Annotated in this window: 12 protein-coding genes; all 12 read left to right on the top strand. The window is 37.5% G+C overall.

All coding sequences use genetic code 11. The annotated features are described in order from the left end of the window. Positions 1-42: 42 nt before the first annotated feature. Entirely contained in the window at positions 43-2316 is a 2274-nt protein-coding gene (locus BUB87_RS10775; protein WP_073345231.1) for a helix-turn-helix domain-containing protein, read from the top strand. A 211-nt stretch (positions 2317-2527) separates the two neighbouring features. Next, on the top strand, positions 2528-3481 hold the full coding sequence (locus BUB87_RS10770; protein WP_073345228.1) for an ABC transporter permease: 954 nt from the start codon (positions 2528-2530) through the stop codon (positions 3479-3481). Positions 3482-3493: 12 nt separating this feature from the next. Then, positions 3494-4372: a carbohydrate ABC transporter permease gene (locus tag BUB87_RS10765; protein ID WP_073345226.1), complete on the top strand. Its 879-nt coding sequence runs from the start codon at positions 3494-3496 to the stop codon at positions 4370-4372. A 22-nt stretch (positions 4373-4394) separates the two neighbouring features. Then, on the top strand, positions 4395-6062 hold the full coding sequence (locus tag BUB87_RS10760) for an extracellular solute-binding protein (protein WP_073345223.1): 1668 nt from the start codon (positions 4395-4397) through the stop codon (positions 6060-6062). Positions 6063-6208: 146 nt separating this feature from the next. Next, positions 6209-7357: a uroporphyrinogen decarboxylase family protein gene (locus BUB87_RS10755; protein ID WP_073345221.1), complete on the top strand. Its 1149-nt coding sequence runs from the start codon at positions 6209-6211 to the stop codon at positions 7355-7357. 120 nt (positions 7358-7477) lie between these two features. Beyond that, the gene (locus BUB87_RS10750) at positions 7478-8608 is read left to right on the top strand and encodes a uroporphyrinogen decarboxylase family protein (protein WP_073345218.1); all 1131 of its coding nucleotides are present in this window, start codon (positions 7478-7480) and stop codon (positions 8606-8608) included. A 24-nt stretch (positions 8609-8632) separates the two neighbouring features. Further along, positions 8633-9631, top strand: a complete 999-nt coding sequence (locus tag BUB87_RS10745; RefSeq protein ID WP_073345215.1) for a uroporphyrinogen decarboxylase family protein — start codon at positions 8633-8635, stop codon at positions 9629-9631. Continuing rightward, the gene (locus tag BUB87_RS10740; RefSeq protein ID WP_084111232.1) at positions 9579-12770 is read left to right on the top strand and encodes a glycosyl hydrolase; all 3192 of its coding nucleotides are present in this window, start codon (positions 9579-9581) and stop codon (positions 12768-12770) included. Before BUB87_RS10745 ends, BUB87_RS10740 begins: the two co-directional genes overlap by 53 nt. A 39-nt stretch (positions 12771-12809) precedes the next feature. Continuing rightward, positions 12810-13619 (top strand): sugar phosphate isomerase/epimerase family protein, encoded by an 810-nt coding sequence (locus BUB87_RS10735; RefSeq protein ID WP_073345210.1) that lies wholly within the window; start codon positions 12810-12812, stop codon positions 13617-13619. Positions 13620-13731: 112 nt separating this feature from the next. Further along, positions 13732-14868 carry a 4Fe-4S binding protein gene (locus BUB87_RS10730; protein ID WP_073345206.1) on the top strand — a complete coding sequence of 379 codons (1137 nt, stop codon included), beginning with the start codon at positions 13732-13734 and terminating at the stop codon, positions 14866-14868. 5 nt (positions 14869-14873) lie between these two features. Then, the gene (locus BUB87_RS10725) at positions 14874-16649 is read left to right on the top strand and encodes an FAD-binding protein (RefSeq protein ID WP_084111229.1); all 1776 of its coding nucleotides are present in this window, start codon (positions 14874-14876) and stop codon (positions 16647-16649) included. Then, positions 16646-17740, top strand: a complete 1095-nt coding sequence (locus tag BUB87_RS10720; protein WP_073345201.1) for a zinc-binding dehydrogenase — start codon at positions 16646-16648, stop codon at positions 17738-17740. Before BUB87_RS10725 ends, BUB87_RS10720 begins: the two co-directional genes overlap by 4 nt. The last annotated feature ends 93 nt before the right edge of the window (positions 17741-17833 follow it).

Here is a 17833-nt window from a genome sequence, read left to right as displayed (position 1 = left end):
TTTGAAATGTTAAAATAAGTAAAAGAGGGGGAGGTAAACAATATGGCTCGAAAAGTAACAACGTTTTACAGGATATTTTTTTCGTATTTAATTATTTTAATTATACCTATATCAATAATAGGTACGATCAATTATATAAGAATCTCGAATATTGTGGAAAACACTGTTAAACGTGAAAGTTTGACTATGTTAAGGCAAGCCGCTGATATCATAGACGTTAGGGCAAAAGAATTGGATAAGCTGTCTTTTGAATTGTCATCAAACCCCAGAATAAGGAATTTTCTATATGAGACAGGTCCAATAGATGTGAATACCCGTTTATTGATAATAGATATTATCAGGGATTTGGCCATATATAGAGCTCCTAATGGTTTTATAGATGATATTTTTATTTATTCAAAAAAGAATGGCATGGTTGTATCAAGTAGCGGTATGTATACGCTGGATATGTTTTACGATGTCATGTATAAATATAAAGATGCGTCGTATGAAGAGTGGAAATATTTATTAGATCAATATCATTATAGGTATTATGTGCCTTCGAAAATCGTGACTAATGATAACAAAACAAGTAAAGAAGTTACATATCTTCAGACACTGCCACAGGATGAGACAAATGTAATAGGTACTTTAATTATTTTTATAGATGACGATCAATACTCTTCAATAATGTCTAAACTGGTAAAAGATAGTAGAGGCTATTACTATATATTGGATTCTAACGGTGATGTTATAACGACAAATGATAAGAAAGAGCTTTACTTAAAAATGGTAAAAAATAACAGATCAACACAAGATGATTTTCAAAGTATTAAATATGATAACAATACTTTAGTAGTTTCGCATGTGACGTCAGCGTATAATAAATGGAGGTATATAACTATTATTCCATTGGACATTTTTATGGGACAGGTGAAAGGTGTAAAAAAATTTACGATAGGTTTAGTATTAACTTGTATAGTTATTGGCCTTATTATATCGTATTATGTTGCCAATAAAAATTATAAACCTTTAAAAGAAATACTATCTTACATAAATAGAGATAGATTGAGCGTATTATATGATGATAAATATGATGATTATAAAGTTATCTATAATGTTATACGGAAATCATACAATGAGATAGCTGCTTATGAAGAAGAAATAAAAAAATACAAGCCCGTATTTAAACAGGATTTACTTATGAGATTATTAAACGGATCTATTTTAGATGTACCTTTGGAAGAGTTGTCAAAAAATATAGATATCGACTTGGATTTTGATTTATTTGCAGTAATTTTAATACACATTGATTTTAAAAAAGGGTATTCGCATAGTACTGAGGTAGAAATGGGATTATTCAGACTTACGGCTATGAAAAGTATAGAGGATATAATTAAACGTATAGGTGCTGGTTATTTACTGGAGTTGAATGGTGGGTTAATAGCAATAATTTTTACACGAAATGGTAATATAGAGATGTGTAGAAAAGATTTATTAAGCCTTTCTAATGAAATTAAAGAGTATTTAGAAGCAAAGCTACGTTTGAAAATAAATATAGGTATAGGGAAAATATATTCTGATTACAAAGATATAGCAAGATCCTATGAAGAAGCCAAAGAAGCGTTAGATTATGCAGTAATGAGAGAAAATGATATTTTGTTTTATGAAAATATAGATGTAGAAAACGATATTTATGATTTCACTATACAAAAAGAAATACAGTTGGCTAACTGTATAAAAGCTGGAGATGAAGCCCGTGCCGTGCAGATAATAGATGAATTGTATAGAGAAAATATTTGTGAAAGGCACTTATCTTTAGGGATGATGAAGTATTTTGTTTACGATGTTTATAGTACTACTTTAAAAATAGCACATGAAATTGAAATCTCAGGTATATGTGATATTTTTAAGGAGCATCGTAATTTTTTGATGTTTAACAGCATAAGAGCTTCGATAGAAGAAATAAAAGCACTAGTAAGAAGTATTTGTCATATTGTAAATGAGCACAAAAAACGTAATAATAGGCTTATTGAGGATATAGTTAATTTTATCGATAATAATTATACAAATAAAGAAATAAGCCTTGATATGGTAGCTGAGCAATTTGATATATCTAGTCAGTATCTAAGTCGCTTTTTTAAGGAACATATGGGTTTTAATTATATTGACTATTTGAATAAAAAAAGAATTGAAAAGGCAAAAGAACTTTTGTTAAATAGCAATATGAAAATTAAGGAAATAGCTTGTAAAACAGGTTTTGATAATGCAAATACGTTTATAAAAGTTTTTAGAAAATATGAAGGTATTACTCCAGGACAATTTAGAGCAAATTGATAATATAAATTTTTTATTCACAGGAAATCGTTTTTGACAACATTAAATTTGTGATATAAATGTGAAAAAATGTTGATTTACAGTGGATTATTAGGATAATATAATTTAAATTGCAACAAAAAACAACAAGATAACAATGCTGTTTGTGTTAGGAGGTGTTGTATTATAGTAATACTATAGTGATTTTTATAACAAGGAGAGGAGGCATTTGATGGAGGCAAAGGTTTCTACAACGAGGCGGCCAGTTGTACTTGAAGATCGCCTGAAATTTCTTAAAAAGCAATGGTACAAAAATAAATATGTGTATTTGATGTTACTACCGGTACTGGCATATTTTGTTATATTTAATTATGGGCCTATGTACGGAGCAATAATTGCATTTAAAAACTTTAGTCCAGCAAAAGGTATATTGGGAAGCCCATGGGCTGGTTTCAGTCATTTTAATCAATTTTTTCACAGCTACTATTTTTGGAGGCTGCTCAGGAATACGATTTTGCTCAATGTCTATGACATAATTTTTAATTTTCCTGCACCGATTATTTTGGCATTGCTTTTAAATGAGGTAAAAAATCAGGTGTACAAGCGTACAGTTCAGACAATAAGTTATTTGCCACATTTCATTTCAATAGTTGTGGTTGCAGGTATGATACTAGAATTTACTGCAAGAGATGGCCTTATAAACAACATTCTTGCTATGCTTGGTTTACAGAGGATACCTTTTATGACTATGGCCCGATGGTTCAGGACGATATACGTGGGATCAAATATATGGCAAGGTGTCGGGTGGAGTTCCATAATTTATTTAGCAGCTTTGTCAAATATAGATCCACAGTTATATGAAGCAGCTAAGATAGACGGTGCTGGAAGATGGAAGCAGATGATACATGTTACATTACCTGGAATATTGCCTACTATTGTTATAATGCTCATATTGAGGTTTGGTTCAATAATGTCAGCAGATTTCCAGAAGATTATACTTATTTACAATCCAACTATTTATGATACAGCCGATGTCATATCGACGTTTGTATACAGACAGGGTATCCTCATGATGGATTACAGTTATTCGACGGCTGTAGGCTTGTTCAACTCTGTGATAAACTTTGCTTTGTTGCTTACGGTAAATAAGATAAGCAAGATACTGACTGAAAACAGCCTGTGGTGAGGGGGTGGAAGTTTGAAGATAAAGCAGAGCGTAGGCGAGACTATATTTGATGTAATAAATGTAATAATTTTATTTATAATTATGGTTGTTACTCTGTATCCTTTTTTATACGTGGTATTTGCATCAGTGAGCGATCCAGTTAAAGTCATGCAAAGTGGTTCCATATTGCTTTGGCCTAAAGGCTTCCAGTTAGGTGCTTATGGGATGGTATTTAAGAACGAAATGATAGCAGTTGGTTATAAGAATACGCTTATATACGTCGTTGCAGGTACAGCTTTGAATATATTGCTTACGTCTTTTGGCGCATATGCTCTTTCAAGAAAGGATTTATATGGACGAGATTTATTTACTTTTATAATCGTATTTACCATGTTTTTTAATGGTGGTTTAATACCCACATTCTTGCTGGTAAAGAGTTTGAACATGGTGAATACGATGTGGGCAATGATAATTCCAGGTGCGATAAGTGTGTGGAATCTCATAATTATGAGAACGTCATTTCAGGGTATACCTGATAGCCTCATAGAGTCGGCAAAGTTAGACGGTGCCAATGATTTTACTATATTGTTCAAGATAGTGATACCGTTATCCTTGCCGGTAGTGGCAGTTATGATATTGTTCTACGGCGTAGGGCACTGGAATGACTTCTTCAATGCATTGATATACTTAAGAGACAAGAGCTTATATCCTATACAGTTGGTATTGAGAGATATACTGATAGCGAACAGCACAGATTCAATGACTACGGGTGTGGTACTTGATACACTACCAATAAGTGAAAACGTCAAATACGCTACAGTGGTTGTATCTACAGTACCCATATTGCTTATATATCCATTTATTCAGAAGTACTTTGTAAAGGGCGTTATGATAGGAGCGATAAAAGAATAAAAGAGAGGGAGGAGAGGTATATATGAAATTAAAAAGAACCTTAATTATACTTTTATGTTTGGTTTTTACAATTTCTGTTTTTACTGCATGCGGGAGCAGGCAATCATCGAGTGGTGGGACGAAAGGTTCATCTACTTCTAAAGGCAATCAAAGCGATAGGATAACTGAGATAAAGTTACCCATAGTGAAAGAACCGCTTACGTTGACGTATTGGACAGGAATGGATCCTAAAATGGCCGCGACAATGAAAGATTATGGGGAGATGAAATGTTATCAGGAACTGGAGAAACGAACGGGGATCCATATAAAGTTTTTGCATCCGCCAATGGGCCAGGAACGAGATCAATTTAATTTGATGATGGCGTCAAACGATCTACCAGATATTATTTATTATAGTTGGTGGAGTATACCTGGTGGGCCAGGAAAAGCATTAAGTGATGGTTCAATTATAAAGTTAAATGACCTTATAGATAAGTATGCTCCGAACTTCAAAAAATTGCTGGAGGAAAATCCGGATATAAAGAAACAAGCAGAATTAGATGATGGTACTATCTTTTGCTTTCCATTTATACGAAGTGCAGGTGCTTTGATAAATGCCAATTGGGGACCGCAGCTTAGAAAGGACTGGCTTGATAAGTTGGGTTTGCAGCTGCCAAAGACCATTGAGGATTGGCATAATGTTCTTGTAACATTTAGAGATAGAGATCCAAATGGTAACGGTAAAAAAGATGAGATACCTTTTACAGGTAGAGGTTCTAATGGGCAAGGCATATTAGATTTGGGCAATTTTGCGCCGGCGTGGGGTATATTAAATGGGTTTTACATGGACAACGGGAAAATAAATTACGGTCCTATACAGTCGGCTTACAAGAATTTCTTAAAAACGATGGCTCAATGGTATAAAGAGAAACTAATAGATCAGGATATAGCTACAAATGACAATAAAGCTTTTGATTATAAGATTACAAATAACCTTGCTGGTTCGTATTTTGGTTTAGTTGCAGGAAATATGGGTAGATATTTAAATTTAATGAAACCAAAGGAGCCGAATTTTGACTTAGTAGGTGCACCATGGCCTATTGGTCCAGCAGGTAAGTCATATACTACTACGAATTTAAATCTTAAGGTTATGAATGTTGGTGCTGCTATAAGTTCAAAAAATAAGCATATAAAGGAAACAGTAGAATGGCTTGATTATGCCTATAGTCCAGAAGGTCATATGCTTCTCAATTTTGGTATAGAAGGACAGAGTTATAACATGGAAAATGGTTATCCTAAGTATACGGATATAATTTTTAAAAATCCTAATGGGCTTTCATATGATCAGGCATTAGCACAGTGGGCGCCATCTATTTCTAGTGCTCCAATGGATCAGGATAAGCGTTACTATGAACAGATTTTACAGTTACCAGAACAAAAAGAAGCAGCTTTCAAAACATGGCTAGATGCAGATCCCTCTCTTACTTTACCGCTCATAACACCGACAGAAGAGGAAAGCCAGAGGCTTGCGTCTATAATGAATCAGGTTAATACTTATCAACAAGAGATGATGGGTAAATTTATAATGGGCAAGGAGCCAATTAATGATAGCACGTGGAATAAATATGTGAATACGATAAAAGGTATGGGTATTGATGAAGCTATAAAGATTGAGAATGCGGCGTTGCAGAGGTATAACAATAGACCATAAAGATTTTTAAGTGAATAAAATAAGAAAATATTATATTAATACGTATAGGCGTATAGGCTAGAGAATATATTCAAATAATCTCTAGCCTATACAAATGAAGCAATATATTAAAAAATATGATATTTAAAGAAAGTGGGTTAAGAGATGTGAATTCAAAAGAGCGTGTAAAAGCGGCTTTGCAGCTGAAAATTCCTGATAGGGTGCCATACGGGGAATTTGCCATAGATTATGATACGGTTGAGAGAATTTTGGGGCATGAGACGTACTTAAGAGCAAAGGCAAAGAGCCAGATAGCGTTTTGGGAAGGCAGAAGAGATGAAGTCGTGCAGAGCTGGAAAGAAGATTTTGTAGAGTTATATAAGAAGTTAGATTGTGTGGACATTGTCAATATTGGATGTATGGCCAGTGGATTGGTTCCACCTAGAAATTATAAGCCGGATCCCCCTAAAAGAATTGACGAAAATACGTGGATAGATAGTAGAGGCCGCGTGTATAAATTTTCCGAGATAACGCAAGACATCACTGTTGTTGAAGATCCTGCCAAATGGACAGAAGAAATTAGTATAGAGGATTATCCTGAAGATGCTGTGTTTGAAAGGCCGGATGAATCCATATTTGAAGTAGTAGATTATGTAATAGAAAAGTTAGGTGATGAGAAATACATACTGGGCACTAGTGGTGAGGAAGTTGGTATGGTGTTATTAGGTGGTATGGACAGAGGGCTGATGGAATATATGTTACACCCTGAGGTTGTGAAGGCAGCATCTAAATATTTTGTGAAGAGAGCTAATTTTAATGATGAATATTATATAAGAGAAGGCACTGATGGAGTTTTATGGGGTCAGGATTTTTCCTATAAAAATGGACCAATGATTTCACCTGAAATGTACAGGGAATTTGTTTTGCCGGTTCATAAAGAAAGGGTCGCTCATGTCAAAAGTTACGGGCTTAATGTTTTAAAACACGCCTGTGGTAATAATTGGCTGATTTTAGATATGTTTGTTGAAGCGGGATTTGACTGCTATCAATCTATTCAACCGACTGCTGGCATGGATATAAAGGAAGTGAAAGAAAAATACGGCGACAAAATATGTTTATGGGGTGGGGTTGCTGTTGAACATTTGGTGTCAGGAACAAGAGAGGACGTGATCAATGACGTGAGATATGCAATTAAATATGCTGCGGTCAATGGGGGTTTTATAATGGGGTCCAGTCATTCAATTGCGGTTGGTTGTAAATATGACAATTATATGACCATGCTCGATGAATTTGAACGTTTGAGATATTGTTATTAAAGCTTCTGTAATAAATATTTTTCTGTCTTTTGACAAATTTAGATTTAATATCCATATATTAAAAACAAAAAACAGAAATAGCGTATGGTGTAAAATATTTGAAAATAGGAGGCAAGCTGTATGACGCTAAGGGATATGTATATAAAGGCATTGACATTTGAAGATGTTGACAAAATACCATTGATTCCAGGGTATCCAAGAGAATCCACTTTGAAAAGATGGTACACTCAAGGACTAAAAAAAGGGGAAAATTACTTTGATGCATTATGCAGTATATTGGGTATAGAGTATCCAAAAGCACAAAATCAAGTTAGTATAGGTGTAATATTTAAAATGATACCTGAATTTAAAGAAGAAATATTAGAACATAAAAATGGACATTACATAGTGAGAGATTGGATGGGTGCAATTACAGAAATTTCTGATGAATATGATTTTACTTATATTCGTGAAGCTAAGGATTTTGTAACTCGCAAATGGCATAAGTTCCCAGTAGAAAATTATAGAGATTGGGAAGACATGAAATGGCGATATGATATAAATACACCTGGGCGTTTTCCAGAGGATTTTTTTCAAAGGTGTGAGATATTGAGAAATAGGGACTATCCTTTGATATTGAACATAAACGGGCCGTTCTGGCAATTGAGGGAATGGTGTGGTTTTGAGAATTTATGCATATTTATGATTGACAAACCTGATTTTGTAAGAGAAATGGCTACTTTTTGGGGAGATTTTGTTTCTAACATGCTTGATAAGATATTACCATATATATCGATAGATAAAGTTATCATTTCTGAAGATATGGCATATAAAGGACATAGTATGATTTCACCGAAAATGGTTTATGAATACTTAGTACCTGTTTATAATGAATGGATATTGAGATTAAAGAAATATAACTGTCCTATCATTTCAATAGATAGTGACGGTTATATAGCTGAATTGTTACCTATTTGGATAGAAGTGGGGATTAATTGCACCGAGCCAGTGGAAGTGGCAGCGGGTAATGACATTGTGCAATATAGGAAACTGTATGGGAGAAAAATGGCCTTTATAGGTGGTATTGATAAAAGAGCAATAGCAAAAGGAGGTAAGGTGATGAAAGAAGAAGTTATGCGGGTTGTACCTCCATTACTTAAAGATGGCGGATATATACCTAGCTGCGATCACGGAGTACCACCAGATATTTCATGGCCTAATTATGTTGAATACACAAGGCTTTTGGCTAAGCTTACAGGATGGCTGAGTTGAATTTAAAAAAGGAGAGGATTTGAGATGACTAGTAAAGAAATTATAATTAGAGTTTTGGAATTTTCTGGACCCGAACGCATAGGTTGGGATTTTAATAGGCCTTATCCCAGTGATTTTAGATGGGTAGGACCTACATCGCCTCATAAGTGGGAATGGGGAGACTATCCTGAATTGAGGAAATTAGTTCCGGATTTCAACGGGCAATTAAGGAAGGATGAATTTGGTAACATATGGGGTAGATTAGAAGGATTGTCAAAAGGAGAGGTTGTTAAAGGTGCATTGGAAGATAGCTGGGAACTTTTAGATACCTATAAGCTTCCTGAATTTTATACTGATATGGCGTATTATGAAAAAGCAAAAGATATAGTAAAAGATAATAAAGATAAATATATAATCGGCGGTTTACCAGGGTTTCCTTTTGCTATTATGAGGTATTTACGCCGAATGGAAAATTTCTTTATTGATATAATGCTGAATGAGGAAGAGGTGCTAAGGCTTAATGAAATGGTTGTGGACATGTTGGCCAAAATGATCAATATATATGGAGAAATAGGCGTAGATGGCATTATGTTCGCTGAGGATTGGGGTACGCAAGAGGCTTTATTGATCAACCCTAAGACGTGGAGAAAGTTATTTAAACCATCATTTGAATATCTTATAAGCAGGGCGCATGAAAAGCATATGCACGTTTTGATGCATTCATGTGGTTACATTTATGAGATAATACCTGATCTTATAGAGGTAGGAGTAAATGCATTGCAGCTTGACCAACCAGAGCTCATGGGTGTGGAAAGATTAGCTGATGAGTTTGGCGGTAAAGTGGCGTTTTATTGCCCTGTTGATATTCAAAAGATTATGCAGACAGGCGACAAAAAAATAATACAGAATGAGGCAAGGAAGATGATTCAATGCTTTGGAAAGTTCAATGGTGGATTTATTGCTAAAGATTATCCACAATGGGATGCTATAAATGTTGAAGAAGAATGGGCGCAATGGGCAAGGGAGGTTTTTATGGGAGTATAGTGGGCATGACGGCAATGTAATACCAACAAGAGGAAAGGAGAGGAGCATGGTTAATTATGGCTATAAACCTTTCTGGTTCTGGAACGGTGACATGGATGATAGCGAGATAAAAAGGCAGATCCATGAGATGGCTGATAAAGGTATTGGCGGATTTTTTATACACCCCAGGCAGGGTTTAACCGTTCCTTATCTATCAAAAGAATGGTTCTACAAGGTATCTGTTGCTGTGGAAGAAGCAAAAAAGGAAAATCTTGAAGTATGGCTGTACGACGAATACCCATATCCCAGTGGTGCTGCAGGTGGTGAGGTTGTGCTCAACCATCCAGATGTTGCAGCAAAGGAGTTAAAGGTTAAAATTCTTGATATTGCAGGTCCGGATATGGTTGAAGTGGAGCTGGGATGGGGTAAATTGGTGAGCGCAAATGCATATCAGGTGATTGACGGTGAAATTGATTTTAATAAAAAAATTGACCTTGTAGATTATATAGGCATTATCCGTAGGGAAGACATTTTTCAGATGAGCGGGCTTACTTCTTACAATAAAAAAAGGTATTTTACGGGAGATTCTTCGAATAAATTAATATGGAAAGTGCCATCGGGTTTATATAAAATTTACGTCTTTACAGAAGAAGTTATCCATAATTTTAAATACTACGATACCTTTATAGACCCACTAAATTATGATGCAGTGACGTACTTTATTCAGACAACTCACGAAAGGTATAGAAAGTATCTAGGACATGAATTCGGAAAAACCATAAAAGGCATATTTTCAGATGAAATAGGTCTTATAGGTAGGTATCCGTGGTCGCCTAAGCTCCCTGAGACTTTTTATAAAAATTGTGGTTATCCCTTAATTGATGTGTTGCCAGTTATAGTAGACGGAAAAGGGGAATATGCCGATAAGGTCCGCTTTGATTACTGGAATGTAGTTGTGAAGACATTTATACAAAATTATGATGTTCGGATTCACGAATGGTGTAAGGCCAATGATCTTTTGTATGTAGCCGAAAAACCCATCCTGAGGAGCAGCCAGCTTCAGCATATTGATGTGCCAGGCGTTGATACAGGTCATCTAAAGGCTGGATGCAAACCTACTCTGGCAAGCCCGGATTATAGAGCAAATGCCAAGCTGGTTTCTTCTGCTGCACACTTTTATAAAAAGGAAAGGGCGTTGTGCGAGTGCTTCCACAGCATTGGATGGGGAATGACCCTTCAGGATATGAAGTGGACGTATGATTGGCTTGGTTTTCAAGGTATAAACTTGTTTGTGCCCCATGCGTTTTATTATACGACAGATGGTCTCAAAAAACACGATGCACCGCCTTCGTCGTTTTATCAGATGCCGTGGTGGAAATACAGTAAAGATTTGTCGGATTATGCAAAGTCGCTTTGCAAGCTAATGAGTGAAGCTAACAGAAATGTAAAGATATTGTTGGTTGATCCGGTGACGAGCCAGTGGACCGCATCCGCAGAAAAAGGAAAAACTAAAGAAAAGTTAAAGGAAGACTTTTCGGAATTGCAAAATGTGTTGTTGGATAATTTCTATGACTTTTATGTAATTGACCCGGAACTATTGTCACAGGGCACTGTAGAAAACGGCAACGTCTCAATTAACGGAGAAAGATTTGATATCATTATACTGCCGCCTATGATTAACTTAGAAGATGGAGCTGTCGAGAAAGTACTGGAATATGCTGAACAAAAAGGAATTTTAATAATCGTAGGTTGCCTGCCAATTGAAAAAATAGGCAATATAGGCGATTTAGATAAGCGATTTGGCGCAATCCTCAATTTTGATGTGAAAGAAATCTACGACAATTACGTATTTGAGAGAGGAAAAGCGCCAGAGGTTTTGGAGAAAGACAATGTTTATTTTATAAAAAATGTAGGTGAAATACCTGCCATTTTACAAAAACTCGTTGAAAGGGATATAAAAATAACATCAAGTGGACAAATAGCGAAAGGAATTAAAGCATTGCACCTGACGTATAAGAATACGGATTGTTATTTTGTCATTAATACATCGGATGAAAAGATAAAAGCAGATATAAGGATAGAGAATGAAAAATATATAGATCCGTTAGTCTTAGAAACCGAGATAGAATTTGAAATATTTAGGCCGATCGAAGCTGTTAAAACGGAAGATGGCATCGAATACAGTGTAGAGGTATTGGCATTTGAATCAAAGCTGTTTGTGCTTAAGGAAAATACTGATGGAAAATTAGATAAGTGTGTAAAAGAAAATATCAAGGCTATTGATATTAGTGACATCTGGAAAATCGAAGCCAAAAATCAGAATGCACTTCTAATGAATAAATGGGACATGTACATCGAAAAAGTGGAAGGTGAAGAATTTGGTTATGGTCCATTTAAGGTTGAATGTATGCCTATAATTGACCAGGTAGATAAATGCAGGGCAGGCCTTCCCATTTACACATACGAGGCATTTGGATGTTCCAAGAAACTTAGATTCCCGTCGCTGGATGTTAGATATACATATAGATTTAAACTAGAAAGAAAAATGGGTTTATCTTTAGTAATAGAGCCGGGAAGCATTATGGGGCAATGGGAGATTTACGTCAATGGCAACAGAATCAGGTCCCAGGATTTTGAAAGGATGTATTTCTATCTATCCACAAACCTGGCAGTAGACATAACAGCGTATGTAAATAAAGGGATTAATGAGATTACTGTAAAAGTAAAGACCCAAAAAGTGTTCGATGGCCTTGTTAATCCGCTATATATATTTGGCGATTTTGGTGTCTTTAAGCCTGATGATTTCTTTGTTTTAACAGACATTAAATTAGAAGGGACTATAGGCGATTTAAAGAGCTGCGGGCTTCCGTTTTACGCAGGTGATATTGCATATATAAAAGAAATAGAGCTAGGATCCGAAGAAGTATCAGACATGATATTATGTATAGAAGACAGAAAATTCCAGGATGCAGCGTCTCTTTTTGTAAATGGTTACTACGCAGGTACAAAGAGCTGGCACCCGTATAAATGGAACATTGATAAGACATGGTTAAAGGCCGGTAAAAATACAATTGAGATTAATATTACTACAACGCTACTGGGGCTTTTTGAAGGGCAGCTATTTAACTACGAACAAAATGCGTATTTTGATGCATTCTAGTAGAAACGCAAATTTTACATTGCCAAGGGGGATAATAAAATGATTAAATCGGCTTTCTGTTACATATTTAAAGTTGAAGATTTTGATCAGGCTGTAGCGAAATTAGCCTCTTTAGGGTATGATGGAGTGGAATTATGGCCGCAGGTGGTGGAAGTTATACCTATAGAACATATAAAAGAGATGTTGGATGCAAATAAAATTGCCTGTGCTCAGATATGTCCTTATTTCAACTTTGTAGAAGGTAAGGAACTGTGGGATAAGAGCATGGAGATAGCATCCCGGTACATAGATTACGCAGTAAAACTGGGCAATCCACTCATAAGAGTATTTACAGGTCGGGTTTGGGGAGGGCCGGCAGTAGGAGCTCATGTAGCGACAGAGGAGCAGTGGAGTGCTGCAATTGAGGGAATAAAAAAGATATGCGATATGGCAGCACCCCATGGCTTGCGTCTTGCGCTGGAATGCCATAGAGGGACCCTTATGGAAGATTCACCATCAGCGCTGAGGCTTTTAAGAGAGGTAGATAAGCCAAATCTTGGTCTTAACCTGCAGCTTCCACTGCTCAACGAGGATGTAGACTACAGTGTGGAGCAAGTGGGGAAGTACACGATACACATGCACGCTAATAACTGGTCAGATAGGGAAAGCATGGGACAGGATAAAAACCTCACTTTTGTCAGGGATGGGGTTATAGATTATAATAAGGTAATCAGGCGATTGCTAAAATTGGGTTTTGACGGCTACGTATCTATAGAACACGCTAATCACGCAGGTGCCCACGATCCATGGTTGACAGCAGAGGTAGATGGGGCATATTTAAATGAGTTAAAATCTGCCCTCAATAAATAATCTAGTTAAAAACGATACTGTAATATGATACGGAGGACGTGCGACCTCAGATAATAAAGCCGGAGCTGGTTATATAATAGTAGATCTGTGAGATAATGAAGGGAGAGTTTGTATGGTTGATTTATCAACGACGTATGCAGGATTAAAATTGAGATCACCTTTAATCGCTGCTGCAGCGGGAATTACGGGGACGCTGGAAAGGTTAAAAAAGGCAGAAGATAACGGCATAGGCGCTGTGGTGACAAAAAGCCTTTTTCAGAAAGAGATTTGCAGGATTTCGCCGACGCCGAGATTTAAAATAGTAAAACATGCCAGTTCTACCACTCTATATTCTTATGAACAGGCCAGTGAATACGGGCTTTACGAGTACGCTGAATTTATTCACAGGGCTAAAAGCGAGCTTGTTGTTCCGGTTATCGCCAGCATCAACTGTTACACAGATGATGCATGGGTAGAATATGGCAAGCTTATGGAGCAGGCGGGGGCTGACGCAATTGAACTCAACCTTTCATGTCCTCACGGTGTACATATAATGTCAGGTATAGACGTTATAGAGTCAATGGTTGCTACTACAAAGCTTATGAAAAACGCCGTTAAAATACCTGTTATACCTAAGATGACTCCCCAGTCTACTAACCCAGCTTCAGATGCCTTGAGGCTTGATGAGGCGGGTGCAGATGGGCTTGTGATGTTTAACAGATTTACAGGTCTTGACATAGATGTAGAAAAAGAAGTTCCTATACTGCACGGCGGCTACGCCGGCCATGGGGGTCCATGGTCTATAATGTTTTCACTGCGCTGGATCAGCGCCGTATCGCCCAGAGTAAAGTGCGATATAAGCGGTAGTGGCGGTGTTATGAACGGCGATGATGCAGTAAAGTATGTATTAGCAGGAGCAAAAACCGTACAGATTTGTACAGCAATAATATTAAATGGTTATGAAATAATCGGCAGAATTAATAGAGAGATTGAAAAATTTATGGAAAGTAAAGGTTACACCTCTATAGAGGACTTTAAGGGTAAAATATGTAACAAAATTAAGAGCATGGACGAAGTGGACAGAACTCAATGGGCAAAGGCGGTGATCGATCAGAACAGGTGCACAACGTGCGGCCTATGCGCGCGGGTATGTATTTATGATGGGATTGGCATAAACGGGGACAAATACTTTATAAACAATAAGTGCGATGGGTGCGGTCTGTGCGCTGAGGTCTGCCCGGTAAAAGCCATTTCCATGGTAAGAAGGTGATGGCGATGCTTTACGATGTAGATGTACTTATAATAGGCGGTGGCGGTGCGGCTTTAAGAAGTGCCCTTGCTGCATATGAAAAAAAACCACATATTAAAATAATACTTGCTGTCAAAGGTAAGCTGGGCTACTGTGGAACGACAGCACTGGCATGTTCTGATAGAATGGCCTTTCACGCGACTCTTCCTACCACTTGTCCTTGTGAGCCTGAAAACTGGAAATATCATGCCAGAGATATATATGAGATAGGGGGATTTGTGTCCGATTACGATCTTGCGGTGCTACTAGCTAAAAATTCAGCTAATGCGTTTTATTACCTTGACCGGCTGGGAGTACCCTTTGTGAAACAAAATGGTGTACCTGTTCAATTTCTCACCGACGGTTCGGTTTATCCTAGAGCCTGTTTTACAGGGCCCGAAACAGCAATACATATAGAGCGCGCGCTTATAAAAAAACTTAGAGAAACTAACGTAGTTGTACTGGAAAATACCATGATCACTGACCTTATAGTAGATAGTGGACAGATATGTGGTGCTGTCGGCTACAGCGTGGACAAAGAGGTCATAATAAAGGCAAAGGCAGTAGTAATAGCTACTGGAGGGGCGGGAAGTATATATAAGACTAACGTTTTTCCTCCAAGCATGACCGGCGATGGCTATGCTATGGCTTTAAGGGCTGGTGCTGAGCTGGTAAATATGGAATTTATACAGATAGGGCTTTCATCTGTTGCTACTGGTCTTGCCTGTTCGGGGAGTATGATGAGAGCAGTTCCACGTTTTGTCAATGAAAAAGGAGAGGAATTTCTAAAAAAGTATCAGATCAATTTCAATGATATTTTTGAAAAAGGTTCTACATGGCCTGTAAGCGCTGAGCACAAGACCAGTATAATTGATATTGCGGTTTACCGAGAAATACATCATGGTCATAAGGTATATCTGGATTTTACTCAAAATCCAGAAGGGTTTGATTTTAATCTTCTAAAGGAAGATTTTAAGCTAAGGTATGAACAAGAAGTTAAAATTCCTGCAGTTGTTCGATCATGTCCCTATGAGAGACTTAAAGAGATTAATCCACAATCTATTAAATGGTTAAAAGATAGAGGAATTGATGTAGAGAGAGAATGGCTTGAGGTAGCTCCATCTATTCAGTACTTCCAAGGTGGAATAAAAATTCGATGTGGTGCCGATACAAATATAGAGGGTTTGTTTGCGGCCGGTGAATGCGCCGGAGGTCAGCACGGGGCTAATCGTCCAGGTGGAAATTCACTTTTAGATTGCCAGGTATTTGGCAAGATTTCAGGCGAAAATGCAGCGGAATATACTGTTAATAGTGGTGCGGCCTTAGATGTACAGCGTGTAGCGAAAAAAATTTTTGATTCATACAATATGTGGTTGTCAGACAAAGGGTTCATTCTTGAAAAAGCGGTAAATGAACTTAGGGAGACCATGGACAGGTACTGTAGCATCGTAAGGACAGACGAGGGCTTAAAAAAAGCCCTGGACTGTGTAAGCGAGTTAAAGGAGGTAAAGCTCAAAACAAAAAAAGCAAAGGATGCTGTTGAATTTAAAAACATGCTGTTGACCGCAGAAGCTGTAATAAGATCTGCATTATGTAGAAAGGAGAGCAGGGGGCCTCACCTTTACTTTAGCGACTTTAATTCAGATCCTCTACCCAGAGATGAAAAGTTAAACGTTTATTTTGTCTGTAGCTACGATAGAAACAGTGATCAGATACTGGTGAAGGAGAGTCAGCCTGTAAGGCCAGGGGAGGTGATTTCATGAAAGCATATGCCATGGTTTTAAAAGAGTACAACAAACCACTGGTGCCGAGAGAATTTGACATCGTTGATCCACCAAAGGGAGAAATGCTGGTCAAGGTCCTTGCTGCAGGAATCTGTGGCTCTGATGTACATATGTGGAAAGGCAATGATCCTAGGTTAACTCTCCCGATGATACTTGGCCATGAAGGAGTGGGACAGGTTGTCAGTTTATCACAGCCGTGGACTGATATAAACGGAGAGGCTGTAAAAGAGGGCGATATAATAATCTGGGATAGGGGTGTTACCTGCGGTAAATGTTACTATTGCGCTGTAAAAAGAGAGCCTTCTCTTTGTGAAAACCGCTGGACGTACGGCATAAATACTACGTGTAAAGAGCCGCCGTATCTCAGGGGATGCTATTCTGAGTACATGTATCTGGCAGCAGGTACTAAAATAATAAAGATAAAAGAGGAAGTCGATCTCGCTGTACTGGTGGCTGCATCCTGTTCGGGTGCCACTACAGCCCACGCTTTTGACATACTATCGCCAGATATAGGTGACAGCGTGCTTATCCAGGGTCCTGGCCCCATAGGTTTGTTCGCTGTGGCCTTTGCCAAAGCCAGAGGAGCGAGGAATATAATCGTCATCGGCGGCACAAAAGAACGCCTTGAGATGTGTAAATTGTTTGGCGCCAATGTGGTACTGAACAGGAATAATACTACTCAAGAACAGCGCAGGCAGCAGGTATTGGACATCACATCGGGCAGGGGGGTGGATGTGGCCATAGAGGCGGTAGGACACCCGTCAGCGGTCAGCGAAGGCATAAAATTGGTAAGAAGTGGTGGAGCTTACCTTTCGGTAGGATTTGGAGATCCTAATGGCACAGTGACCCTTGATTGCTATTATGATGTAGTGAGAAAAAACCTCAGGTATCAAGGTGTATGGGTGAGCGATACAAAACACCTTAATATAGCTGTAAATATGGTATTGAATGACATTGAAAAATTTAAGTTGCTGGTTACGGATAGGTACTATCTTAAGGATGCCAATAAAGCTTTAAACACCATGGAGAAAAAAGAGACTATAAAATCTGTATTGATACCACATATTTAAGACAAGCGGTGTAATGTCAAGTGGTATTTTTTGGAACCTTGAAAAATAAAGGCCTCAAAAACTCTAAAAAAGACAACACTTAATAAACCCACC

The organism is Caldanaerobius fijiensis DSM 17918 (assembly GCF_900129075.1).
In the GTDB taxonomy this organism is placed as follows: Bacteria; Bacillota; Thermoanaerobacteria; order Thermoanaerobacterales; family Caldanaerobiaceae; genus Caldanaerobius; species Caldanaerobius fijiensis.
Note: the sequence above shows the minus strand (reverse complement) of the source record. Positions and strands in the feature narration are given on the sequence as shown.